This is a genomic window from Paenibacillus sp. NPDC056579, assembly GCF_042793215.1.
GTDB lineage: Bacteria > Bacillota > Bacilli > Paenibacillales > NBRC-103111 > Paenibacillus_S.
Map to the genome: position 1 here is coordinate 479,346 of NZ_JBHTVD010000001.1, position 23,906 is coordinate 503,251.

At 50.2% G+C, this 23,906-nt stretch carries 20 protein-coding genes; 17 read left to right on the forward strand and 3 right to left on the reverse strand.

All coding sequences use genetic code 11. The features are described from left to right. The first annotated feature begins 165 nt into the window (after positions 1 to 165). The 4 genes from ACFQ88_RS02360 to ACFQ88_RS02375 all read left to right on the forward strand — a co-directional run bounded on the left by ACFQ88_RS02360 (position 166) and on the right by ACFQ88_RS02375 (position 6,215). On the forward strand, positions 166 to 1,086 hold the full coding sequence (locus ACFQ88_RS02360) for an ABC transporter permease (protein ID WP_379453540.1): 921 nt from the start codon (positions 166 to 168) through the stop codon (positions 1,084 to 1,086). A 24-nt stretch (positions 1,087 to 1,110) separates the two neighbouring features. Then, positions 1,111 to 2,007 carry a carbohydrate ABC transporter permease gene (locus ACFQ88_RS02365; protein WP_379451503.1) on the forward strand — a complete coding sequence of 299 codons (897 nt, stop codon included), beginning with the start codon at positions 1,111 to 1,113 and terminating at the stop codon, positions 2,005 to 2,007. Positions 2,008 to 2,079: 72 nt separating this feature from the next. Continuing rightward, complete coding sequence (locus ACFQ88_RS02370; protein WP_239635393.1) at positions 2,080 to 3,747, forward strand: ABC transporter substrate-binding protein; 1,668 nt, start codon at positions 2,080 to 2,082, stop codon at positions 3,745 to 3,747. A 398-nt stretch (positions 3,748 to 4,145) separates the two neighbouring features. Next, positions 4,146 to 6,215 (forward strand): acyltransferase family protein, encoded by a 2,070-nt coding sequence (locus tag ACFQ88_RS02375; protein ID WP_379451504.1) that lies wholly within the window; start codon positions 4,146 to 4,148, stop codon positions 6,213 to 6,215. Positions 6,216 to 6,324: 109 nt separating this feature from the next. On the opposite strand, the gene ACFQ88_RS02380 is transcribed toward ACFQ88_RS02375, so the two are convergent. Both ACFQ88_RS02380 and ACFQ88_RS02385 read right to left on the reverse strand, forming a co-directional pair. Continuing rightward, positions 6,325 to 6,798, reverse strand: coding sequence for a type II toxin-antitoxin system VapC family toxin (locus tag ACFQ88_RS02380; RefSeq protein WP_239634834.1), 474 nt, complete (start codon positions 6,796 to 6,798; stop codon positions 6,325 to 6,327). After that, entirely contained in the window at positions 6,779 to 7,120 is a 342-nt protein-coding gene (locus ACFQ88_RS02385; protein WP_239634835.1) for a hypothetical protein, read from the reverse strand. Before ACFQ88_RS02385 ends, ACFQ88_RS02380 begins: the two co-directional genes overlap by 20 nt. Positions 7,121 to 7,460: 340 nt before the next feature. Here ACFQ88_RS02385 and mreB point away from each other — a divergent pair, with 340 nt between their 5' ends. Continuing rightward, entirely contained in the window at positions 7,461 to 8,546 is a 1,086-nt protein-coding gene (gene mreB, locus ACFQ88_RS02390) for a rod shape-determining protein (protein ID WP_379451505.1), read from the forward strand. 117 nt (positions 8,547 to 8,663) lie between these two features. On the opposite strand, the gene xerS is transcribed toward mreB, so the two are convergent. After that, the gene (gene xerS / locus ACFQ88_RS02395) at positions 8,664 to 9,797 is read right to left on the reverse strand and encodes a tyrosine recombinase XerS (protein WP_379451506.1); all 1,134 of its coding nucleotides are present in this window, start codon (positions 9,795 to 9,797) and stop codon (positions 8,664 to 8,666) included. 206 nt (positions 9,798 to 10,003) lie between these two features. Here xerS and ACFQ88_RS02400 point away from each other — a divergent pair, with 206 nt between their 5' ends. The 12 genes from ACFQ88_RS02400 to ACFQ88_RS02455 all read left to right on the forward strand — a co-directional run bounded on the left by ACFQ88_RS02400 (position 10,004) and on the right by ACFQ88_RS02455 (position 23,875). Beyond that, the gene (locus ACFQ88_RS02400; protein WP_379451507.1) at positions 10,004 to 10,495 is read left to right on the forward strand and encodes a YhcN/YlaJ family sporulation lipoprotein; all 492 of its coding nucleotides are present in this window, start codon (positions 10,004 to 10,006) and stop codon (positions 10,493 to 10,495) included. Positions 10,496 to 10,663: 168 nt separating this feature from the next. Further along, positions 10,664 to 11,629, forward strand: a complete 966-nt coding sequence (locus tag ACFQ88_RS02405; protein ID WP_379451508.1) for an AAA family ATPase — start codon at positions 10,664 to 10,666, stop codon at positions 11,627 to 11,629. Continuing rightward, a complete protein-coding gene (locus tag ACFQ88_RS02410) occupies positions 11,626 to 12,738 on the forward strand; it encodes a DUF58 domain-containing protein (protein WP_379451509.1) in 1,113 nt (370 codons plus the stop codon). The genes ACFQ88_RS02405 and ACFQ88_RS02410 overlap by 4 nt, the downstream gene beginning before the upstream one ends. Then, complete coding sequence (locus ACFQ88_RS02415; protein ID WP_379451510.1) at positions 12,735 to 14,042, forward strand: DUF4129 domain-containing protein; 1,308 nt, start codon at positions 12,735 to 12,737, stop codon at positions 14,040 to 14,042. Before ACFQ88_RS02410 ends, ACFQ88_RS02415 begins: the two co-directional genes overlap by 4 nt. 96 nt (positions 14,043 to 14,138) lie before the next feature. Next, a complete protein-coding gene (locus ACFQ88_RS02420; protein ID WP_239634842.1) occupies positions 14,139 to 14,402 on the forward strand; it encodes a hypothetical protein in 264 nt (87 codons plus the stop codon). 244 nt (positions 14,403 to 14,646) lie between these two features. Continuing rightward, positions 14,647 to 15,996, forward strand: coding sequence for an Nramp family divalent metal transporter (locus tag ACFQ88_RS02425; RefSeq protein WP_379451511.1), 1,350 nt, complete (start codon positions 14,647 to 14,649; stop codon positions 15,994 to 15,996). Positions 15,997 to 16,179: 183 nt separating this feature from the next. Then, entirely contained in the window at positions 16,180 to 16,860 is a 681-nt protein-coding gene (locus tag ACFQ88_RS02430) for a class I SAM-dependent methyltransferase (RefSeq protein WP_379451512.1), read from the forward strand. Positions 16,861 to 17,055: 195 nt separating this feature from the next. Continuing rightward, positions 17,056 to 17,955, forward strand: coding sequence for a carbohydrate ABC transporter permease (locus ACFQ88_RS02435; RefSeq protein WP_379453542.1), 900 nt, complete (start codon positions 17,056 to 17,058; stop codon positions 17,953 to 17,955). Positions 17,956 to 17,993: 38 nt separating this feature from the next. Next, a complete protein-coding gene (locus ACFQ88_RS02440) occupies positions 17,994 to 18,827 on the forward strand; it encodes a carbohydrate ABC transporter permease (RefSeq protein ID WP_379451513.1) in 834 nt (277 codons plus the stop codon). A gap of 135 nt (positions 18,828 to 18,962) precedes the next feature. After that, on the forward strand, positions 18,963 to 20,333 hold the full coding sequence (locus tag ACFQ88_RS02445; protein WP_239634846.1) for an ABC transporter substrate-binding protein: 1,371 nt from the start codon (positions 18,963 to 18,965) through the stop codon (positions 20,331 to 20,333). 97 nt (positions 20,334 to 20,430) lie between these two features. Further along, positions 20,431 to 22,266, forward strand: a complete 1,836-nt coding sequence (locus ACFQ88_RS02450; protein WP_345774062.1) for a sensor histidine kinase — start codon at positions 20,431 to 20,433, stop codon at positions 22,264 to 22,266. Continuing rightward, positions 22,259 to 23,875 (forward strand): response regulator transcription factor, encoded by a 1,617-nt coding sequence (locus tag ACFQ88_RS02455; RefSeq protein WP_379451514.1) that lies wholly within the window; start codon positions 22,259 to 22,261, stop codon positions 23,873 to 23,875. Before ACFQ88_RS02450 ends, ACFQ88_RS02455 begins: the two co-directional genes overlap by 8 nt. Positions 23,876 to 23,906 lie beyond the last annotated feature (31 nt).

Below are 23,906 nucleotides of genomic sequence, written 5' to 3' on the forward strand. Positions count from 1 at the left end.
CCGTTGATTCTATGGTACGGTCTGTGTATACCCTGCAAGCAAGTGATCCATAGCGCAACCGCCGCTACCCATATCACAGTTCTTAAAGGGGATGAATGAGAAGAAGGAGGTGAGCAATTGGAAGCGCTAAAACAAACAACAGGAGTACAATCAAAAGCCAGCGTAATGACGAGAAGCAAATCGCCGTTTTCCAAAATTCGCAAAGGATGGAGGCTGTACGCACTCATAGCATTGCCGCTTATTTATATTCTTATATTCAAGTATGTACCGATGTACGGCGCTCAGATTGCTTTCAAAAACTTTATCGTCACGAAGGGTGTACTCGGAAGCGAGTGGGTCGGGTTCAAGCATTTCATCCGGTTTTTTAATTCGTACGAGTTTTGGAGATTGATGAGCAATACCATTGTTTTGAGCGTGTACAGCTTGATCGCCGGGTTTCCTTTTCCTATTATACTGGCGCTCAGTTTGAACTACGTAAGACACAAATTTTTTAAGCAATCGGTACAAATGATCACCTATGCGCCGCATTTCATATCCGTCGTCGTTATGGTCGGCATCATTCTGGAAATGCTGGATCCGCGCAACGGGATCGTCAATACGATACTGAGGTTTATCGGCCTGGATACGATCAACTTCATGGGGGTACCCGAATACTTCAAGTCCATTTATGTATGGTCCGGCATTTGGCAGAGCGTTGGCTTCGGCTGTATCATCTATTTGGCCGCGTTGTCGGGGATCGATCCGTCGCTCCATGAAGCGGCGGTCGTGGATGGGGCTACGAAGGTTCAGCGGATGTGGCACATCGACATTCCGGGTATTATGCCTATTGCCATCATTATGTTGATTATGAATACGGGACATATGCTGGATGTCGGCTTCGAGAAAGTGCTCCTGATGCAAAACCCGCTCAATTTGCGGACGTCGGAAGTCATCGATACTTATGTATATAAGGTCGGTTTGGCGTCGCAGGCGCTGAATTATTCTTATTCTTCCGCTATCGGCTTGTTCAAATCGGTAATCAACCTGATCTTGCTTATCATCGTTAATAAAATCGCCCAGAAAACGAAGCAGGCCAGCTTGTGGTGACCAGGGGCCGGAAAGGAGAAACCAGTGGAACATTCGAATATTCAGGAAAACCGAAGCGACAAGATGTTTACGATCATTAATTACACGGTCTTATCCTTGTTTCTGATTACCATAATGTATCCTCTCATCTACATTGTAAGCGCTTCAATAAGCAGCTCGGAAGCTGTCATTTCAGGTGCGGTATGGCTGTGGCCGATCGATCCTACGCTCGATGGGTACAGTGCCGTCTTCAAGCACAAGCTGATATGGAGCGGGTTTATGAACTCCATCTTCTATACGGTCGCAGGAACGGCGATTAACGTCGTCATGACCATTTTGGCTGCGTATCCGTTGTCGAGGAAAGATTTTTACGGAAAAAATGTGTTCATGTTCCTGTTCGTGTTCACCATGATGTTCTCCGGAGGGCTGATCCCGACTTATCTCGTGGTCAAAGATCTGGGGCTGCTGAATACGACTTGGTCGATGCTGCTTCCGGGCGCGCTCGGGGTATGGAACATGATCATTACGCGCACCTATTTCCAGACAACGATTCCCGATGAGCTGCTGGAAGCGTCTCAGCTGGACGGCTGTACGGACTTTCAGTTTATTTGGAAAATCGTGCTTCCGTTGTCCGGTCCGATTATTGCCGTAATCACGCTGTTTTATGCCGTCGGCCACTGGAACTCTTATTTCAATGCGCTTATATATTTGAAGAATCAGAATCTGTACCCGCTGCAGCTCGTGCTCAGAGATATTTTGGTGCAGAACGATGTGGATTTGAACATGCTGATGGACGTAGCGGAGCAAGCGAAACGGGAAGGACTCCGGGAGCTGTTAAAATATTCGTTGATCGTGGTAGCTACGGTTCCGCTTCTCGTTGTGTATCCGTTTGTTCAGAAGTATTTTGTTAAGGGCGTTATGATCGGGTCTTTGAAAGGGTAAGAGCGTGACCTCGGAATCTAATAAATTCTATTGTGGTAAAGAAACCGTCTAGGAGGGGTTTGTTTGAAAAAAATGACGCTAGTCATGCTCTCGATCCTGTTATGCTTCGGAATTGTATTAAGCGCATGCTCCGGAGCCGACGCACCTGCCGGCAAAGATACCGGAAAAACGCCGAGCGTAGCCGTAACGCCTGCCGGGCAGCTCCCGATAACGAATGAGAAGACAACGATTAAAATCCTTGTCAAAGGCAGCGCATCGGTTGAAGACTTCGCCACGAACGAGTTCACCAAATGGCTGGAGCAAAAAACGAACGTTCACATTGAATGGGAGGTAGCTCCTGAAAAGTCGGCTACCGAGAAGCTGAATCTGGTTCTGTCGAGCGGCGACTATCCGGACGTCATTATGGGCTTCGGCGTATCCCCGACGCAGATGATGATTTACGGCAGCCAAGGCGTATTCCTTCCATTGAACGATCTGATCGACAAGTACGGGGTTGAAATGAAAAAAATGTTCGACGTCAACCCGTTCTACAAGGATCTGATCACCGCGCCGGACGGCAAAATTTACGCGCTGCCGCAGGTTAACGAATGCTACCACTGTATGTATCAGCAAAGAATGTGGATTCATAAACCGTGGCTCGACAAGCTCGGACTGAAAATGCCTACGACCACCGACGAGTTCTACGAAGTGCTGAAAGCGTTCAAAACGAAGGATCCGAACGGCAACGGCAAGGCGGATGAAATTCCATTGTCCGGTTCGATTCAAGCCGGCAGCAGCCACTTGTTCTCGACTCAAATGCTCGATTCGTTCATCATGAATGCGTTTATTTATGATCACGGAGATAAGAAGCTGTACTTGGACAACGGCAAAGTAACCGTTCCGTACAACAAGCCGGAATGGAAGGAAGGCTTGAAATATTTGCGCAAGCTGTATGCCGAAGGCTTGATTGACCCGCAGGCATTGACGCAGGATAACAACCAGCTGAAAACGCTGGGCGAAAATCCGGATACGGTTATTCTCGGAGCTTCGAACGGCCATAATATGGGTTCGTTGACAACTCTGGGCGGAAGCACCGGCAGATGGCTGACTTATGTCGCCGTACCTCCTCTGAAAGGTCCGAACGGCTTCCAAACTGCTGCATATCATCCGTATGTGGTCGGCAACGGGCAGTATGTTATTACGAAAAATGCGAAAAATCCTGAAGTGGCGTTCCGCCTCGCCGATTTCTTATACAATTCGCCGGATACGACTTTGAGATGGTATGCCGGACGTGAAGGAACCGAATGGCGCTATGCGGAAAAAGGCGAGATCGGTATTAACGGCAAGCCGGCGATCTGGAAGCAGCTGACTCCATGGGGCGGCGTACAAAACGTGAACTGGGGCCAAACCGGTCCGAACTACCGCTCCAACGATTTCCGTCTCGGTGAAGTTGCGAATCCGGATCAACCGCTGGAAGTCATTCTGTACAACGAAACGAAGCAGAAGATGGAGCCGTACCAAATGAAGATCGATAAAGTAATGCCTCCGGTCTTCTTCACGGCGGACCAGGCGTCGGAGCTGGCCGATCTGGAGAAAACGATTCTCGATCATGTCAAAGAGATGATGGCTCGGTTTATAACAGGCGACTCGGATATCGATAAGAACTGGGACGCATATGTGAAAAATCTCGACAACATGAATCTGAAGCGTTATCTCGAAATTTACCAATCGGCGTATGACGCCAAGCAAAAGAAAAAATAACGGCTTCTTAAGCGCCCTTCACACCGTTAATGGATGTGGAGGGTGCTTTTTTTCGCAGTATTTCGGCATGCTCGTCAACTCAACAGATTTCGACAAAAGTTCCCGTTGAATCCGGAATAAATCCATAATAAGATAGCCGCAGGAGGCGATTCCAGTTAATGGTTTTGCGCATTTGTACGAGAAATGAACCTGTAATCCTTTCGTAACGATTTCCATTTCGCGATTGGTTATAGTTAAGGTATCAACGTAGAACATTGACACCTTAAGTTAATGAAAGGACAGAAGACAGATGAGCCGAATCGCTATGATGGAGGATACAGGCAGCAAGACGAGGAGAAGAGAGAATGGCGGCCGATGGGACGGCACAGGCTTAAGCTTCCGTAAGGGAGGAAGCCCCGATGCCTAAGCCTGTACAAGGCGGCAGCAGCCGCTATATGGCCGGACTGGACGGCTTGCGCGCATTGGCTGTGCTTGCCGTCATCGTGTACCATCTGAATATGGAATGGGCGCCTGGAGGGCTTCTAGGCGTCGGTGTGTTTTTCGTATTGTCGGGATATCTCATAACCGATATACTAATCTCCCAATGGAAGCAGACCGGAAAGCTGGATTTAAGATCGTTTTGGGTCAGGAGGGCACGAAGGCTGCTCCCAGCGCTGCTGCTCATGCTTGTGCTGGTCAGCGCATGGATTTTGCTGTTCGACAAACCGCGGGTAGCGGGGCTTCAGGCGGAAGTGGTGGCCGGCTTGCTGTATGTCAGCAACTGGTGGTTAATTTTCCGTCAAGTCTCGTATTTCGAGAGCTTCGGGCCGCCGTCTCCTTTAGGACATTTATGGTCCTTGGCGGTGGAGGAGCAGTTCTACTTGCTGTGGCCGCTTCTGCTGCTCCTGGGCCTGAAGTTTACGCCGCGACGGATTCAGCTGCTCGTGCTTACCCTGATCGGCGCAGCGGTATCGGCTGTCGCGATGATGTGGCTGTATGAGCCCGGGACGGACCCGAGCCGCGTGTACTACGGAACCGATACGAGAGCCTTCGGGCTGCTGATCGGCGCGGTTCTGGCCATGGTCTGGCCCAGCCGGAGGCTGACGGCCCCAACGGACGCTCCCTTCCGGATAACGCTGGATACGCTGGGGATTCTTGCGCTGGCAGCGATAGGCTTCATGGTATGGAATACCGACGAGTACGACGGATTTCTGTATAACGGAGGATTAGTCCTGTTGTCGCTTGCAGCTGCCGTCGTAGTAGCGGTCATCGCTCATCCAGCAACCTATCTGGGGAAAATGCTGAGCATCAAGCCTTTGAAGTGGATCGGAGTAAGATCGTACGGCATTTATTTATGGCATTATCCCGTCATCGTGCTCACCAGTCCCGTTATGGATCACGGGCAGGTTTCCATACTGAAGATGATATTGCAAATGGGAGTGACGGTTCTGATTGCCGCCTTGTCATGGCGGTTTGTGGAGGAGCCGATCCGGCGCGGGGTATGGAGGCGAAGCCGGACGCAAGCAGGGGAAAGCAGACGAAGCCGGCAGCGGCCGCCTGCGGCACGCTGGACTCCTGCAGCGTGCGTACTTTTTCTTATCGGATTTCTCTGCGTTGGTATGGTAGACCGGGTAACGGATGCGACGGCGAGCTCAACGCCCCCCGGCATAGAAGCTCCGTCGGGACCGTCGGACGGGGATAAGGCTCAACAGCCGAGCGATAAAGAAGAAGCGATAGCAGCCGTCGGACCTGTCAAGCCGGAGCCGATAGCTATCGATCCGCCGAGCCAGCCGATCTCTGCCGGACCTAACAATGACGGCGGAATATCCGAGCAATTGGAGGATACGCCCGCGGAAGGAACAGGCAAGCCGTCTGATCAGTCGGACGGGCATGCTGCGGACTCTCTACCGGCAACCGTGGAGCAGAAAGGCTCGGTTGCGGCGACGACGGATCCTTCCAAGGAAGCCGGAGTGGAGATAACAGCCGGCGTTACGCCTGAAGCCAAACCGAAAGTCGGAGACGGCATAACGGTGATTGGGGATTCGGTTATTTTGGGTGCAGCCACTCATTTGGAGAAGCAGCTGCCGGGAATCGTCATCGACGGCAAGATCGGCCGGCAGCTGCTTCAAGCGGCGGATGTGGTGAAACAGTTAAAAGAGGAAGGAAAGCTCGGCAAGCGGGTCATTCTTGAGCTGGGCTCCAACGGACCCTTCACCGAGAAGCAGCTTAATTCTCTCCTTGAATCGCTAGGGGATCCCGAGCAGATCGTTCTTGTTAATACAAGAGTTCCGCGAAAATGGGAGAACGAAGTCAATACGATATTGGCATCCGCTGCCGAGAACAATCCGAAAGTCAAGCTGGTGGACTGGTACGCAGCGAGCGAAGGCAAAGCATCGATCTTCGCCCAGGACGGAGTTCATCTGGGGCCTGAAGGATCGGAGCTGTACGCTTCACTGATCGTTTCCGCGCTTGCGGAATCCAAATTATAAATACAGGGCCTCTCCTTCGTATGAAGCGGGAGGCCTATTATTTTGCTCGATAAATAGTTGAAAAGCCTGCCCGGTTTCATGAAGAAACGGGACAGGCTCGCTCGGATGTTTACCATACGCTCGGCATGACTTTGATGCTGGAGTCCAGCTTAGGAAGAAAGGAATAGCTAGGATTGAAGGTGAAAATACGTTTGATTTGGTATGTAATCATAACGACGGCAGTGATCGCTTCCGTCAGCGAAAGCTGAAGATCGGGGCAATCGACAAGCAGCCGCTTGGATTCCTGCTCGAATTCCGAACAACCGGAAATTAAGGTTAACGTCCCTTTTTGTACGGCTTGCTCCATCGTTTCCAGGAAAAATTGCGCCTGCTGAAATCCGAATTTGTTTCTCAGCCATTGATGCGTATCGAAAATAACATAGTTCGTCGTAATGAGCTTGCGGTCCAAATCGTCCAAATCGAGAAACATCGTCCGCGCTTTTGCATAATAGGGATCCTGCGGGTTCATAAATGCCATTAAGGCCGACTGGTCCAGATATACAGCCTGCTGGAGATTCGTTTCATCAAGATTGTTCATATTCATACTTCGGTTCTCCGTATAAATTAATGTTGCGTTCGGCTAAAGCGTCCAAATAAAGCAAAGGATTGCGCTCCAGCTGTTCTCTCGATATAGGAACCAGCAGGTCGGCGCTCTTGGCGGCAACATGCTGTTCCAGTATGTAATGGACCCATTCGTTTACGCTGATTTGCTGCGCATCCGCCTCTTGCTGGCATTGTTCAAATATAGCGGGCTCAAGCACGACGGTTCTGTTATCTTCTTCTTCCTCGGGTCCTGCAATAAACTGGGTTGCCGCAGTTTTCCATTGTTCCAGCCGGCGCTGCAGCAGTCTTGTGGAATTGCCCATGGACTTGCACCTCCGTTGTAATTGGTTACGGCATCTGTATCATTCGTCGCCATCTTACATGATTCGTGGGAAGTCGACAGTTTCATGGGGTCCGCTTTTTGCAAAACGACTTTCATTCGGGATAGAAAATGTACGGATTTTCCAGTTCTTTTTTCTTCACAAATGCCCCCGCAAGTTGGGCAGGGGGGACGAAGAGTATAAAATCTCGGAGCATAAGGGGACAGGACAAGTCTGTGCAGCAAGCTTACGCTGTGTACAGCACAATTCACCAACTACGGGCGCGAGAATAAGCAAAGAATATAAAAAGTCCTGCGCTTCGACAAAACGATTGAGACGGAGGATGTATATGTTTAGTGAGCTGCAATTTGGGATCGATTTAGGCACGTCCAATACGATTATTTATCAGCGAGGGAAAGGGATTGTTCTTCAGGAGCCATCCGTTATTGCCGTGAAGCAGGATACAGGGGAAGTTCTTGCCATTGGCTCGGAGGCGCAAGCCATGATCGGACGGGCACCGGGCAATCTTGAAATCATTTATCCGCTGCAGGATGGCGTCATTTCCAACTACAATTGGTCGACGGCGATGCTGCAGCATTTTATGCGAAAAATTCAGGGCCGCTCTTGGATGCGGCGCTCCAGGGTGTTCATTTCGATTCCATGCGGGATTACGAGCGTGCAGAAGCGGGCCGTTGAAGAAACGGTGTTTCAAAAAGGGTCCAATAAAGCCATCACGGTAGAAGAGCCGCTGGCTGCGGCATTGGGTGCGGGGCTGCCGGTCGACCAGCCGCTCGGCAATATGATATTGAACATCGGCGGCGGAACCTCGCAGGTAGCCATCCTGTCTCTCGGAGGCATCGTTTCCAGCAGAACGATCCGCAGGGGGGGCATGTCGATCGATCGGGACATTATCGAGTATGTCAAAAAAACGTACAGCCTGGATATCGGCGAACGGACTGCGGAAGACATCAAAATCAAGCTCGGTACGGTGGTAAAGCCGGATCCCGACGTGCAATTGGATATACGGGGAAGAGACCTGGTCGAAGGACTTCCCAAGACGATTACGATATCATCGCAAGAAATCTATAGATTGCTGGATAGCTTCATCGGCACGCTGGTGGACACCATTCGAGCGACCTTGGAGGAGTGCCCGCCTGAGCTTGCGGGGGATGTTATGGAGCAAGGCATTATTTTATGCGGAGGCGGCTCTTTGTTGAAAGGGCTTAACACGAGGCTGCAGTCGGATACGCACATTCCGATTTATTTGGCGGATCAGCCGCTGGAGTGTACCGCATTGGGAGCAGGGAAAATGCTCGATTATGATATCCGTAAATTGGACCGCACCCGTTCCTCCAAAAGCGGCAGCAAAGGGTTCCAGCCGGATCCGCTTCATGAGAATGAAGCCGTTAAGCAAGCGGCGGGAGATTAATTGCAAACAAACCGTACATACGATGACCTTGAAGCATCGTTCCATAAGGAAACCGCAGGCTCTAGCAGAAGCCTGCGGTTTTTTCTGTTGCTTTAAATACGAGCAGCTTAACCGTGGTTACCTGGTCGCATAACGCGATGCCGATGCAGGGGCGTTCTTGCTGTCGGATTCCTGCTCTTTCCGGTTGTCGATAGCTTCCGCCATCGTTTTATCGGTCAAATGGGCATAAATCTGCGTCGTTTCCGGCGAAGCATGCCCGAGCTGCTCCTGCGTCTTGTACAGGTCATTCCGCAAATAATAGTCGGTTGCGAAAGAATGGCGCAGCTTATGTACGGACAGGAACGGCTTGCCGAACCGCTTGGCATACTTGATTACCATTTCCTGCATCGCGCGCTTGGTCATCCGCTCGCCTTCTTTTTTTCCGTTCGCTATGGCAAGGAAGAGAGCCTTTTCTCGCTTGGGCGCTTTGTACCTGGTTTGCCGCAGATCCAAATACGCTGCGAGGTCGTCGAACGCCTCCTGACGGAAGTAGACGGGCGTCTTGAAGGAGTCGTCATTTTTACCTTTGCGGTACACATGGGTCAGCTTCTTCTTCATATCGATATCGTCGACATTGAGATTCACCACCTCGGAGACACGAAGCCCCGAGTTTAGAATGAGGCTGATGATACAGCCGTCGCGCACTTTATTCAGCTCGTACGAATACATCGCCTGCTTGTTGTTCGCGATATCTTGCTCATAGCCGTTATATACATAATCCAGGAATTCGCGGATTTCGTCCTCCTGCAGCAGCTTTCCTTCAAGCTTCGCCGCAGTGTCCTTCGGTTTATGAGTCCGTTTGATCTCGACCTTAGCCATCACATTGCGCTTCAGCAGCGGATAGAACTGCTCATCCTCGGCGATCTGGCTTAAGTAGTGGAACAGCGAGCGAAGAGACGAGAGCTTGCGGGATATCGTTGTCTTGCTGTTGGCATTTTCCTTGCGCGTGGACAAAAACATGCGGAAATTATCGATGCTCTCCATATGCAGCTTCTCCAGCGATTCGATAGGCACATCCTTTATCGTTTGACCTTCGGCCAACCCTTCGGCCAGCAGCCAGGATAAGAAGGTTTCATAATCCCTAACATATTCCAGCAAGGACGAGGGAGACAGGTCGGGCAGTTTATAATTGATGAATTTTTCGACATACCAAGGCATGGACGGAATTTTTTTGTCCAGCTCTTGACGGTCCTTCACTTTCAGTATGTTCAAGAAGAGTCACCTCGCTATTGTATTGTTCGCAGGAAAGAAACGGCAAGTGAGGAAAAGCTATCTGATTCTTAGTATAGTACAGCGCGGCGGTGAATTGTAGTGTGCAAGTCCGTCTACCCGTAAAAGGATGGAAAGATGGAGGATGCATGAGAAGCAATTGAACAAAGCATACTAAGAATTAAATTAAAGAAAGGGGGACAAACTTCATGTCCAATCACACTTCCAAAATGGTTGTATGCACGATTTCGGCCTTCCTGCTCGCAGGCTCATTAACGGCGTGCACACGGAACCAAGCGGCGCAGCCCGCTCCAAATCAATCCGTACGTCAGCAGGCTGCGAGTCCAACGCCGGCTGCGATTCAAGACAATCGGATTCAAGTGGCCAGACAGGCGGCGGACAAAATCGTTCAGCTTCCCGGAGTCAAGTCCGCGAACGTTCTGGTTACACAGAACAATGCTTATGTGGCTGCCGTGCTAAAAGACGGCACTGGACAGCTGACGAGAGATATGGAAGGTCAAATCGCCCAACAAGTAAAATCGACGGATGGCAACGTTCATAACGTGTATGTATCTACGAACCCCGACTTCGTTCAACGGGTGAACAATTATGCTGCCGATGTTGCCGCCGGCAGACCGGTTTCCGGCTTTTTTGCGGAGTTCACGGAAATGGTAAAACGGGTATTCCCGAATCCGCGATAACGATGGTCCGAAGCCCTGAGTGATGAGAAGCCGCGAGGCGGATTCATTGCTTCAGGGCTTTTTTTGCTGCAATCTCTTCGTAGATTTTTCGAGCTTCCTTATGGTAAAGTTTAGTTTGATACCATTATTATTGAGGACATCTTACGAACGAAAGAGAGGTTGCGGCGAATGCAGTTGAGCGAAATTCAATCGTTGGCGCAAACGATTCGAGCTAATGTGAGCAAGGTCATCGTTGGAAAGGAAGACGTTATCGACAAGCTGCTTATTGCCCTCATAGCTTCCGGTCATATTCTGCTCGAAGACGTGCCCGGCACGGGAAAAACGCTGCTCGCCAAAGCAGTGGCGAAATCTTTGAATTGCAGCTTCAAACGGATTCAATTTACTCCCGATTTGCTGCCTTCGGATTTGAGCGGAATCAATTATTTCAATCAAAAGCTATCGGAATTCGAGTTCCGCCCCGGGCCTCTGTTTACGAATATTTTGTTGGCCGACGAGATCAACCGGGCCACGCCGCGCACGCAATCGAGCCTGTTGGAATGTATGGAAGAAAGGCAGATCAGCATTGACGGCGAGACGAGGGGGCTGGAGCAGCCTTTCCTGGTTATTGCAACCCAGAACCCGGTGGAAAACCAGGGGACGTTTCCGTTACCCGAGGCGCAGCTGGACCGGTTTCTATTCAAGGTGAGAATGGGGTATCCTACAACCGAAGAAGGACTGGACATCATGAAACGGTTTAAGGATGCCAACCCGCTCGAAGCGATTGTGATCGTAGCGGGAACGGACGAGATCATCGCGGCACAGCGTCATTATTCCCAGGTGACAGTTAGCGACGAGCTGTTGAGGTATATGCTGCAGATCGTGGAAAAAACGAGATATCACAGCGAAGTGGCGACAGGCGTCAGCCCCCGCGGCAGTCAGGCATTATTGAAAGCGGTTCAAGTGCAGGCGCTGCTTCAAGGCAGAGATTTCGCAACGCCGGATGACGTCAAAGCGATGGCGGGGCCCGTGCTTGCGCACCGCATAATGGTCAAAGGCTCGTTCCGCTCGCGGCATCTTGCGGCTGAGTCGATTGTCGATTCCATCCTGCAGGAGGTTACCGTACCGGCTGAATCCGAGTTGGTGAAGCAGGAATGAGCATTCATTGGTTGTTATTCATTACCTTAATTGTTTTGGTGCTGCAGGTAATCTTGTTCCGCTTCTTCGGCGACAAAGGGCTTACTTATCATCGGTATTTCAGCATGAAAGCCTGCTTCGAAGGGGAGGAGGCCGAGATGGTGGAGCGGATCGCGAACCGGAATTTACTGCCGGTCCCCTGGCTGAGGCTCGAATCGCTGATCCATGCGAATTTGGTATTCTACAGCCAGTCGAACCTGGACATCAACAACGGGGCCATGTTCCAGAATCATAAGAGCTTGTTCAGTCTGATGCCCTACACGCAGGTGACAAGACGTCACAGGATGGTGTGCCGCAAAAGAGGCTGCTACCGCTTGAATACGGCAGCGCTTACTCACGGCGATCTGCTCGGGATGTACAAAAATACGCTCAAGCTCGAGCTGGATGCCGAGCTGCTGGTGTACCCGAAGCTCGCGCCCCTCGAGGAAATCGCGCTGCCGTCGCACAGCTGGCAGGGGGACTTCTCCGTGCGCCGCTGGATCGTAGACGATCCGTTCATGATCACAGGCGTACGGGAATACCGCTACGGCGATCCCTTGAACGGGGTGAACTGGAAAGCGACGGCCCGGATGGGCAAGCTCCAGGTGCATCAGCGAGATTATACGGCGGATCACCGGCTTATGATTTATTTGAATGTGGAAGATCATGAGAAGATGTGGAACCAGGTCAACGATGAAGAGCTGTACGAGCGAGGATTGTCTTATGCCGCCGCTATTGCCCAGCAAGCTATAGATCAGGGGATGGAAACAGGCTTCGGCACGAACGCCTATACCGTCGATGCTCCGAAGGAAGCGGTACGCGTTCACCCTGGCAGCGGTTCGGAGCAGATGACCTTTATTCTGGAGACGATGGCGAAGGTTGTCGTCGCCCGCAGCATTCCGTTCGATACATTGCTCGAGGAGGAAGTAGCGAGCGGATTCTCCAATCGCGATATTCTGATTATTACTTCTTATATCGGCGAGAAAATGAAGACGCCGATCGAGCAGCTCCGTTATCAAGGCAACTCCGTGGACATCCTGCAGCTAGAGAAGCGAATGCGCCCGGATGAACAGGCGGGTGAGAGCGCATGAGCTTCCTCTCCCGTATGGGTGCAGCGGTCCTTAAAGGCTGCGCCGAGCTGCTGCTGTTTCTGCCTCTGCTGCTCGTGTTATCCGTCTATGTGCTGCCGGAGAACGTTCGCTGGATATGGCTTGCTACGCTTCCGGTATGTTATGCCGCCGGGTTTGCTGCCGCCACATGGATCCGGATAACAAGGCTATTCCAGCTGTTATTTCTCATCGCTTGCTTGGGCGGTGGCTATACCTACCTGCTGTTCGGCACCGACCTTATCGCGCTGGTGTCCATCCCAATAGCCTGCATAGCGGTCTACAGAGGGATCAAGCTGACGGAGGTTCCCTGGTATATGCTATTTCCGGCAAGCTTTTTCCTCCTCGGTATGATTTTATATTTTTTCGCATCGGTTATCTTGCATTTCATGCCTGAATTTGAACCTTTCATGCCGTTATTGACTGGGGGCGGACTCGTATCGCTAGCAGTGACCCTGTTTGTGACGAATGAATCCAACATGAAACAGGAATCGCTGCCAGGGGATAAAGAACCGGTCATTGCATCGGAAATGAAATGGAAAAATCGCCTGCTGATCGGGCTTGTTTTGCTGCTGATCGCACTCATCGTAGCATTTCGGATGCTGCAGCAGGCGATGGGGTGGCTGAAGGAGCAGCTGGCCGCCCTGCTGCGTGCGCTGTTCGCTTCCTCCGACAAGCCGCCGGCTATGGTTCCCGAGCAAAAGCCGCAGCCTACGCCGCCTAATTTGGGGGTTAGCGAGGCGCCGCCGGTTTGGCTCGAGGTGCTGGAGAAGATATTTTACTATATTACGGCGGCGGTTATTATTGCTGCGGTCCTGTATTTGCTGTACAGGATCGCGATCAAGATTCCCGGCTGGGCGCGGCTTTTCTTTACCTGGCTCGCAGGCAAGCTCCGCTCGAACGATATGCGGGCAAGCCGGACCGGGTATGAGGACGATGTCGAGAGTCTGATGGATTGGGATCAGCTCGGCAGCCAGCTGTTCTCCCGCTGGAGACGATGGTTCGGCGGTTCGCGGCCGGAGAAGTGGGAGGATATGGCCACGAACCGGGATCGCATCCGTTTTTTGTACCGCAGCTGGCTGCGTCAATCGATCCATCAGGGATACCGCATTAAACGGTATTTGACCCCACGTGAAACCGGCCGGGAGATAGAGGCTTGGCACAAGCTTCCTCCCGATGAGACGGATAAGCTGGTCGCCATGTATGATTCCGTCCGCTATGGTGATAAGGATGCCGTTTCCGATCAGGAGGTTCTTGCTCTGAAACGGGCAATGGAGAAGAAGCAGTAAGCATCCTGCCGCCGCCAAGAGTCGAATCGGTTGAAATAGGGGAGCGATTTCCATTATAATTTTTGAAGCGTACAGGTTACAGGAAGGGTGAGCAGGTTGATTAAGGTAATGGATGCATCCATGTCATACAGCAAGGAAGACGGCTACATCGGAAAAGTGGCTTTTGAATTTAAGGATCATAAGCTGCCTTACGAAATCACATTGCACAGCAAGAACGGGAAAGAATGGAGCTACGGCTTATTCTTCCTGAATGAATCGGGCAGTGAGGATGAGATTCTGGAAGTCGAGGATGTGCTTGAGGAAAGCGACGAATGGTACGATTTCCTCGTCAACGCCGCGAAAAACACACTTCAGAAATAAGCTGTTTCAAAAGGGAACTGTCGACCGGGTGTCGGCAGTTTTTTTTGTTGGAACAGCCTACAAATGTTTCCCTTGACAAAAATATTTTGCCGAGTACAATCACATACATAGGAACTTTTGCTTTAATCAGCATATAATTTAATTACGCAATTGGTTTTTTTTACCCGAAAAGTTGCACGAGGCAAACAAATTTAACCTAATGCATAGATGTCCATATTATTAAGACTGTAAGAGGTGATAACTTATGTTGGAAAACAGCCAAATCAACCAAACGGCGGACGAAGGATGGAGATTGTCAAGGAAGCAGACGACGCTTCCTGAAGTATACCGTTCTCTCAAAATTCCTAAGACCGGAAGCTGGATCAAAAAATTTCTTGCGTTCGCCGGACCGGGCTACCTGGTAGCCGTCGGGTACATGGACCCGGGAAACTGGGCGACGGATATCGCAGGAGGATCGATGTTCGGATATTCCTTGCTGTCGGTCATCCTGTTATCGAACCTGATGGCGATGCTGCTGCAATCGCTGGCCGGCAAGCTCGGGATCGTCACAGGCAGAGACTTGGCTCAAGCATGCCGGGATCATTATTCCAAGCCGGTTGCATTTACATTGTGGATCCTGTGCGAGCTGGCGATAGCGGCTTGTGATCTTGCGGAAGTGATCGGATCGGCCATAGCCCTGAACCTGCTATTCGGCATCCCGTTACTGTACGGGGTCATGATAACCGCCGTGGATGTTCTGTTAGTTTTGCTGCTGCAAAATAAAGGCTTCCGGTTCATCGAATCGCTGGTCATCGTGCTTATTGTAACGATCGGCGGCTGCTTCTTAACCGAAATGATCTTGTCGAAGCCGGATATCGGCGGCATTGCCCGAGGCTTCGTACCGACCACGGAGCTGTTCATCAATCCGACGATGCTGTACATCGCTATTGGGATTCTCGGCGCAACGGTCATGCCGCATAACCTGTATTTGCATTCCTCTATTGTGCAAACACGGCAATTCGATCAAACTCGGGACGGGAAACGTCAAGCCATCAAATATGCGACCTGGGATTCGTCCATTGCGTTATTTTTCGCCTTGTTCATCAACGCGGCCATTCTTATTTTGTCCGCCGCTACGTTCCACAGGGCAGGAATGACCGATATTGCGGAAATCGGGGATGCTTATCAAATGCTGACGCCGCTTCTCGGTACGACGTTAGGAAGTATTCTGTTCGGCGTAGCGCTGCTCGCATCGGGGCAAAATTCTACTCTGACCGGAACGCTGGCAGGCCAGATCGTCATGGAGGGCTTCCTGAACATCCGGCTGCCCGGTTGGCTGCGCCGGCTGATTACGCGGATGATCGCCATCATTCCGGCGGTTATTGTAACAGCCATTGCCGGGGAGAGCGGAATGGCGAAGCTGCTTATTTTGAGCCAGGTCATTTTATCGCTGCAGCTGTCCTTTGCCGTTATTCCATTAGTATTTTTTACGAGCGATAAGAAGAAAATGGGTGAGTTCGCCAACAAAGGCTGGTTGAAATGGCTGTCCTGGGTGGTCGCAGGAGTCATCGCCATCTTGAACGTATATTTGCTGTACCAAACCTTTTTCGAATAAATCATTAGCTTGTTCACGATCAGGTCAGGAATCGGACTCCTAAACGGGAGGGAAGATCCTGGCCTGTTTTTTGCAGCATTATATTATAGTTATTTCCTATAAAATAAATTGAATTTATATATTTTACATTATAACAGTCGCTGTATACTATAAATAGTAACAATGAAGAAATGAGGGATGGACATGAACGAGAAGGTGATCCGCCAATTTAATGAGGTGGCGCATAAGTATGATGAGCAGAGGCGGCTGCTGATTCCGTGCTTCGACGATTTTTACGGCACCGCAGTACGATGGGCGCAGACGGATAAGCCCTCGCCGCGAATCCTTGATTTAGGCGCAGGGACCGGTCTGCTGGCGGAAGGAATGCGGACCAAGTACCCTGCATGCAAGCTGACCTTGATCGATTTGGGAGACAAGATGCTCGATATCGCCAAGCAGCGGTTCGCGGCCGTGGAGGAAATCGAATACATAGTCGCGGATTATACGGAGTATCCGTTCGAGCACAAGTTTGACCTCATTGTCTCATCCTTATCGATCCATCATCTCACTCACGAGGCTAAGCAGACGCTGTTTCACAGAATCTACGGCTTGCTCGAAGACGGCGGCTTGTTCATTAACGCCGATCAAGTGATGGGGGAGACTCACGCCGTGGATCAGCTCTACAAACAGATGTGGGTGCAATGGATACGCACCAACGGAATTTCGACGGAGGCTGCGGACGCATCGATCGAGCGGCGGAAGCTCGACATTAACGCGAAGGCCTGGGACCAGCTCCGCTGGCTTCAGGAAGCCGGTTTTCAGGAGTCCGACTGCGTATATAAGTACCAGGATTTTGCCGTTTTTTATGCAAAGAAATCGGAATAGGAAGCAATAAAGTCTGGCGTTTCTGCGCCAGGCTTTTTGCTGTCCGTTTCGACAAAAAGTCAAAATCGTCGACAATGTAATCAAAATACCGTTAAATATCTTGCATTGCCATTGCTTATAATAAACTCAACATTATAGAAGTAGAGGTGAAGCATCGTGAATTCTAACACATCGGCTGCTGCGGCAGAGAAGCGCATATCGAAAAAGCGGAACGGCGGGCTACAGCGGAAGGAAACCTTAGCGGGCTTCTTGTTTGTAAGTCCCATGCTGATCGGGGTTACGGTTCTTGTCTTAATTCCCATCATCGCCACTTTCGTTCTGAGCTTCGCGGACTGGAATTTTATTGTAGGCTTTAAAGGCTTCAACTGGGTAGGATTGGATAACTTCCAAAAATTGATCACGGATGCGACATTTTTGAAATCATTCCGCAATAACGCGGTGTTCTTGCTAACCGTGCCCATTTACTTAATTATATCCTTAGTTCTTGCCATTATTATTGATAAAAACGTGTATTTGAAAGGCTACTTCAAGGTTGCCTACTTCATGCCTTACATCTCCAGCGTCGTGGCTGTAGCGATCGTATGGCAAGTATTGTTTCATCCTTCGGCCGGTCCGGTCAACCAGTTTCTGATGTCGATCGGCATTTCCGATCCGCCGAAGTGGATCGCCGACCCGAACTATGCCTTGATCTCCGTTATGATGATTTCGGTCTGGATTTCCATCGGCTTTAACTTGATCGTTTATATTGCGGGTCTGCAATCGATTCCTAAAGATTTGTATGAAGCAGCGGATATCGACGGCGCCTCCAAATGGGTGCAATTCCGCAGCATTACACTGCCTTTGCTGTCGCCAACGACATTCTTCCTGTTGATCACCGGTATCATTGCAACTTTCAAAGTTTTTGACTTGATTGCCGTTCTGACGCAAGGCGGACCTATTCAGTCCACCAGCATGATCGTATGGTATTTGTACGACACGGCATTTACGAACTTGAAAATCGGTTATGCATCCTCCATGGCGGCTGTGTTGTTCTTGTGTGTATTGGTCATCACTGGACTGCAATGGATCGGTCAGAAAAAATGGGTTAACTATTAAGAGTCAAGTCATATGAAAGAAAATGAGGTGGGTACAACATGAAGGAGCAATTAAGCCTCCGTAAATTAATCATTACGGTCATCATGTTTGCAGTCAGTCTAATGTTCCTGATGCCGTTCTTCTGGATGCTTTCCGCATCCTTCAAAATGGAAGCCGATGTATTTAACTTTCCAATCGACTGGATTCCGAAGCAATGGAATGCGATTGCCAACTACAAGGAAGTCTGGTTCGGCGATTATCCTTTTTACTTATACTATTGGAACTCCATCAAAATTACCGTTGTGACTACAGTGCTTTCCGTTACGGTATCTGCACTTGCGGCCTACGGATTCTCCAAAGTGCAGTTTGCGGCAAGCAAATGGCTGTTCTTGATCGTCTTGACAACGTATATGGTTCCGTCTCAAGCGATCCTTGTTCCTCAGTTTATTCTGTACCGGTATATCGGATTGTTCGACAATCATATCGGGCTCATCATCATTGGCAGCTTTAGTGTCCTCGGTACCTTTATGCTGCGGCAGTTTTTCATGGGGCTTCACAACGAGTTCATCGAATCCGCCAAAATTGACGGAGCGGGTCACTGGAGAATTTTCTGGTCCATTGCGATGCCGCTGGTTCGTCCTGCGGTTGCAACGTACGCGATTCTACGTTTTATCTGGACTTGGAACGACTATACGAACGCGCTGATCTTCCTGCGGACGGACAAGCTCTTCACAATCCAATTGGCTATGCAGAAATTTACCTCGCTGTCCGGCGAATTCTATTCTTTGATCATGGCTGCCGCGGTATCTGCGATCCTGCCGCTGCTGATTATTTTCATCATTGGTCAAAAAAGTGTTATTGAAGGTATAGCCATGGGCGGGGTTAAAGGATAATAAGTACAGGATAAGTCAAAATAATTGTAAAAAAGTCAATTTACGCGCATGGATGAAAGATAGTAAATTGATACAATTTCAAAGAACACAAGATACAACACATAAGTTCAGGTCCAAACAAGGAGGGTTATGTAAATGAACAAAAAAGTAGGAGCCGGTATTTTAACCAGCGTAGTGGCATTAGGTGTGCTTGCAGGCTGCGGCGGTGCCGGAGATCAGAAGGATGCTGGCCAAGGTGGAGCGGCTGCTGGAGGTACGACTGAGCTTCGCTTCTATACATTCGGGACAGAAGGCAACTATGCTTGGAAAAAAACGATTGCCGCGTATGAAGAGAAAAATCCGGGAGTCAAGATCAATGTAATCGGACTGAGTGAAAAAGGCGACACGCAAGAAGCTTTGAAAAAACTTGACCTTGCGGCTGCATCGGGCGAAGCAATGGACGTTCTGATGTTCAGTGATGCGGCAAGCTACGCACAACGCGTTGCTCTCGGCATGGTCGCTCCGATCGACGATTACATCGCTAAGGACGGCTACAAAGTCAATGAAGAGTACAAAGTAGACACGAAGCTGAACGGCAAGTACTATGCGCTGCCGGGCAAGTTCAACCCTTGGTACGTTCTGCTGAACAAAACCATGCTCGACGCGGCAGGATTGCCGGTACCGAAGGATTGGACATGGGACGAATTCATGGACTACGCCAAAAAGCTCAGCAAAGGCGAAGGCGCGAACCGGGTATACGGAACGTACTTCCATGGACCGCAAAACGGCGGCTGGCTCGACTACGTGAAGCTGGCGATGTCCAACCAGCCGGAAAATCCGGAGTTTATCAAAGCGGACGGCAGCTCGAACATGGACAGCCCGTTGTTCAAGAAATCGCTTGAAATGCGCGTGAAAATGGAAAAAGAAGACAAATCCGCAACACCTTACGCGGACATGCTTTCTCAGAAGCTGAACTACCGTACCCAATTCTTTAACCAAAAAGCGGCTATGATCGTGACAGGCAGCTGGATGAACACCGAGCTTGGCGGTACGGATCAAGTTCCGTTGAACTTTGACGTAACGGTTGCTCCATTCCCTAAAAACAATGCTTCCGAGCAAGGCGGTTATGCAACAGTAACTACTGACTATATTTCCGTAGCGGCTGCTTCCAAGAATAAAGACGAAGCTTACAAGTTCATTCGCTGGTTGACAACGGACGGACAGCTTGTTCAAGGCAAGAACATTCCAGCCTGGAACAAAGTGAAACAAGAAGATCTGGGCAAAATCATCGATACGATCTTGGCCGGCACGAAAAACCCTGAGAAAGTCGACAAAGCTTCTCTGGTGAGCGTTCTTGCTAATTCGAAATCCTCCGCTATTGTTCCTCCGGTTTCTTACCAAGCCGAAGTATACAAAGCGGTGAACGAAGAGTTCGAGAAGCTGATCCTGGGCAAGCAAGATCTCGATACGACGGTGAAAGCATCTCAAGACCGCGTCAACAGCATCATTGCAACGAACAAAAAATAAGGGTTATACTAATGCAAGGAGGGGAAGGCCAAGCCTACCCCTTCTTTTGCTGCGGTATGGGGCTTGTCCATTTGCGAATACAGCGAGGTGATAAGGTTTGTTCAAACGGAAACGCCAATGGATAGCTTCCCGGTCGTTCCGCTTCAAGCTGATGACGGCGGCCATAACATGCATATTGATCCCTGCCTGCATCACGCTCTTGATGTACAACTACTTGACCCGGGATGCCGTGAAGGAACAGGCGGTATCGAACTCGCAGGAATCGCTGCTGCTCGTCAACAACTACGTCAGCAATACGCTGAAATACATGCTTAATATCGCCAACTCGATCCAGATGGATTCCGACTTGAACTCCATTATGAAGCGCAATGTGTTCGGTGCGCCTTATACGGGACCTACTGCGGAGTATGACGAGTTCAACGACCGGAATAAAATACTTAAACAAATTGATAATATTACTATCGGCGGAGAAAAAAGCTATGTGACGATTCTGCTGTCCAACGGCACTTATTACTCCAATTATTCGGTATATGACTATAATCCCATCAATTTAACCAAAGAACCGTGGTTTTCCCAGCTGAAAAACTTATACGGATTTAACTCGTTGTGGGTCGGCGCTTCGCCAACCGTATTCTCCTCCTTGAAGGACAGCCATCCATATCAGCTGTCGGTAGTCAGGACGCTCCGCGGAGAAGGCTCGATTATTTTCGGTTATGTCTTCGTGACGATAATGGAAAATCAGATGAATCAAAACTTCGAGCGGCTGGCCGAAAATCAAGAATTCAAGATTGTCGACGCCTCGAATACTATCATTTCGGATAATGACGTGACCAAGATTGGACAACGGTTTCCTATCGAGCTGGATGGAAGCCGGAAGGATATGGCGTCCGACATCGTACAAATCGATAACGAAGATTATCTGCTCACGCAAAAAGAGCTGTTTACCGGATGGAAGATCGTGTCGCTGACGCCTTACAAGAAGGCGATTTATAAGATCGATTCCATCTTCAATAAAGTGTTTACGTTCCAGATCGTCTCTTTTATCGTATTCTTGCTGCTGCTTGTCTATTTGCTGCGCACGTTTACCAAGCCGCTGGTCGGTTTGGGCAAGGTGGCGATGAAGGTACAAAAGGGCAATCTCGAGGTCCGCTCCCACATCCGCGGCGAAGACGAGATCGGACGGCTCGGCTTTTCCTTCGACCAAATGCTCGACCGGATCAAGGAGATGATAGCGGAAATTTCCGATACCCAGGCGCGTAAGCGAAAGGCGGAGCTCGATATGCTGCAGGCGCAGATCAATCCGCACTTCTTGTTTAATGTGCTGAACTCCATCCGCATGAAAGTCATGTTTCGCGGAGACAAGGAGAGCGCCGAAATGATCGGCTCGCTGTCGAAGCTGCTGAGGATGACGATCAATCAGGATAAAAGCATTATTCCGCTCCATGAGGAAATTGAGATCGTCATGGATTATACGAAGCTGATGAATATGAGGCAGAAGGAGAAGGTGCAGCTTAAGACCGAGATATCTTCCGATGCGCTGCTGGAGAAAGTGCCTAGGTTTTTCTTGCAGCCTCTGATCGAAAACGCGCTCATTCACGGGCTTAGCCAATCGGCAGGGACGATTCTTGTGGAAGCCTGGGTGGAAGGGCACATGCTGATCGTCGCTGTGGAGGACAATGGAGTGGGCATGGACGAGTCAGCCTTGAATCGTCTGCGCAGGAAGGTCGAACCCGGCACGGAAAAGGCAGCTCCGGAGGAAGCGGAGCATGAGAAACATCGGGGATTTTCCAGTATGGGATTAACGAATGTCAATGAACGGATGCGCATGACTCACGGCGAGGCGTTTGTTATGCAAATTGACAGTGAACAGGGTAAGGGCACGCGCATTACGATGTTCATTCCTAGTTTGGAGGTGACATCTTCTCATGTATAAAGTAATGCTGGTCGACGACGATTATCCCGTTCTCGAGTTTCTCTCGGAGACCATTCCATGGAATGAATACGGGCTGGAGCTTCAAGGGTGCTACGAGAACGGAGCCATCGCCTTGGAACAGGCGGAGAAAGCAATGCCCGACATTCTTATTACGGATATCGGGATGCCCAGAATGAATGGCTTGGAGCTGATAGCCAAGCTGAAGGAGCAAAAGGCAAGCTTGCGCGTTGCAATTCTGTCGTGCCATAACGAATTTCATTACGCCCAGCAAGCGGTCAAGCTGAATGTGCAGGACTATGTGCTGAAGGATACGCTGGACCCGAAAGACCTGGAGAAGCTGCTTCAGCAGTTCAAGGCCAGTCTGGATCAGGATGAGCGGGTACAGACGCATCAGCATCAGCTGCAGCACATCGTAGACCGGAATAAAGAGCTGCTGAAAGAAAAATTCATTCGCAGAACGCTGCAGCAGCCGATCATGGACGCGGGGGACTGGCTTGCCGAAGCGAAGTCGTTTCAGCTGTCTCTCGAAGGCATGGAGTGTCTGCCGATTCTCGGGTTGATTGACGAATACCGCACGGCGAAGCAGCGCTTTGTGTCGGACGATATATTGCGCTTTGCCGTAGATAACATAATCGGTGAAGTGAGCTCAAGAGACGGCTCGCCGGCCGTTCATTTTGCCTATGGAACGAAGGAGTCGTTCTTCTTGTTCCCGTATCAGCCGTCGTTGAAAATCAACCCGTATGATGCCGCCGTGGAGCGGATGAAGCAGATTCAAGCCGCGCTGAACAAATATTTGAAAATCTCGATGTCCTTTATCATCGGGGAACGGTGCCGCAATCCGGAGGAAATCAAGGGGACTTTGAACGGACTGCTGGCGAGCGGCCTGCAGCGGTTTTACATGGACGAAGGCTCCATTGTGAAAAAGCAGTCGTTGAAGCACGGCGACATCGATCTATTCTCCTGGTATGACCAAGCCAGCACGGAGCTTAGGGAATTGATGCTGGAGAAGCAGACCGGGCCGATTGTCTCTACGGTCAGACATTGGATGGCGTTTTTGAAAGAGCACAGCTTTGAGCCGGAGAAGGTTAAGGATTGGGTGCTGAAGCTGCTGCTCGATCTGAAGCTGAAGCTTCAGTCGCTGCAATATTTCCGCTCGACGTATGCGGTAGACGTGCTGCATAAGGAGATTCTCGAAATCGACTCCCTCTTTGAGCTGGAGCACTGGCTTGTAGAGCATTTGCAGTCGGTCATCGCGCTGGCCGGGGAAATTGGAGAACGGGGCAAGCGGACGGAAGTCGTGGAAGCCTGCCATTACGTATCGCTTCATTTGGACAAGCGCATCAGTCTGGAGGAGGTCGCGGACCATTTGTTTTTGAACAGCAGCTATTTCAGCCGTTTGTTCAAGAAAGAAACCGGGGAAACGTTCATCGAGTACGTCACGCGGATGAAGATGAACCGGGCCAAAGAGCTGCTCGACCAAACGAACCACCCTGTAGGGAAAATTTGCGAAATGCTCGGCTATGACAATCAGAGCTATTTCATAAAAATATTCAAAGCATCGGTAGGGGTCACGCCGCTGGAATACAGAGGTCAAAAAACTTCGCTTTAATGTAAAAATAGTCCTATCGTTCGGCGTGGCG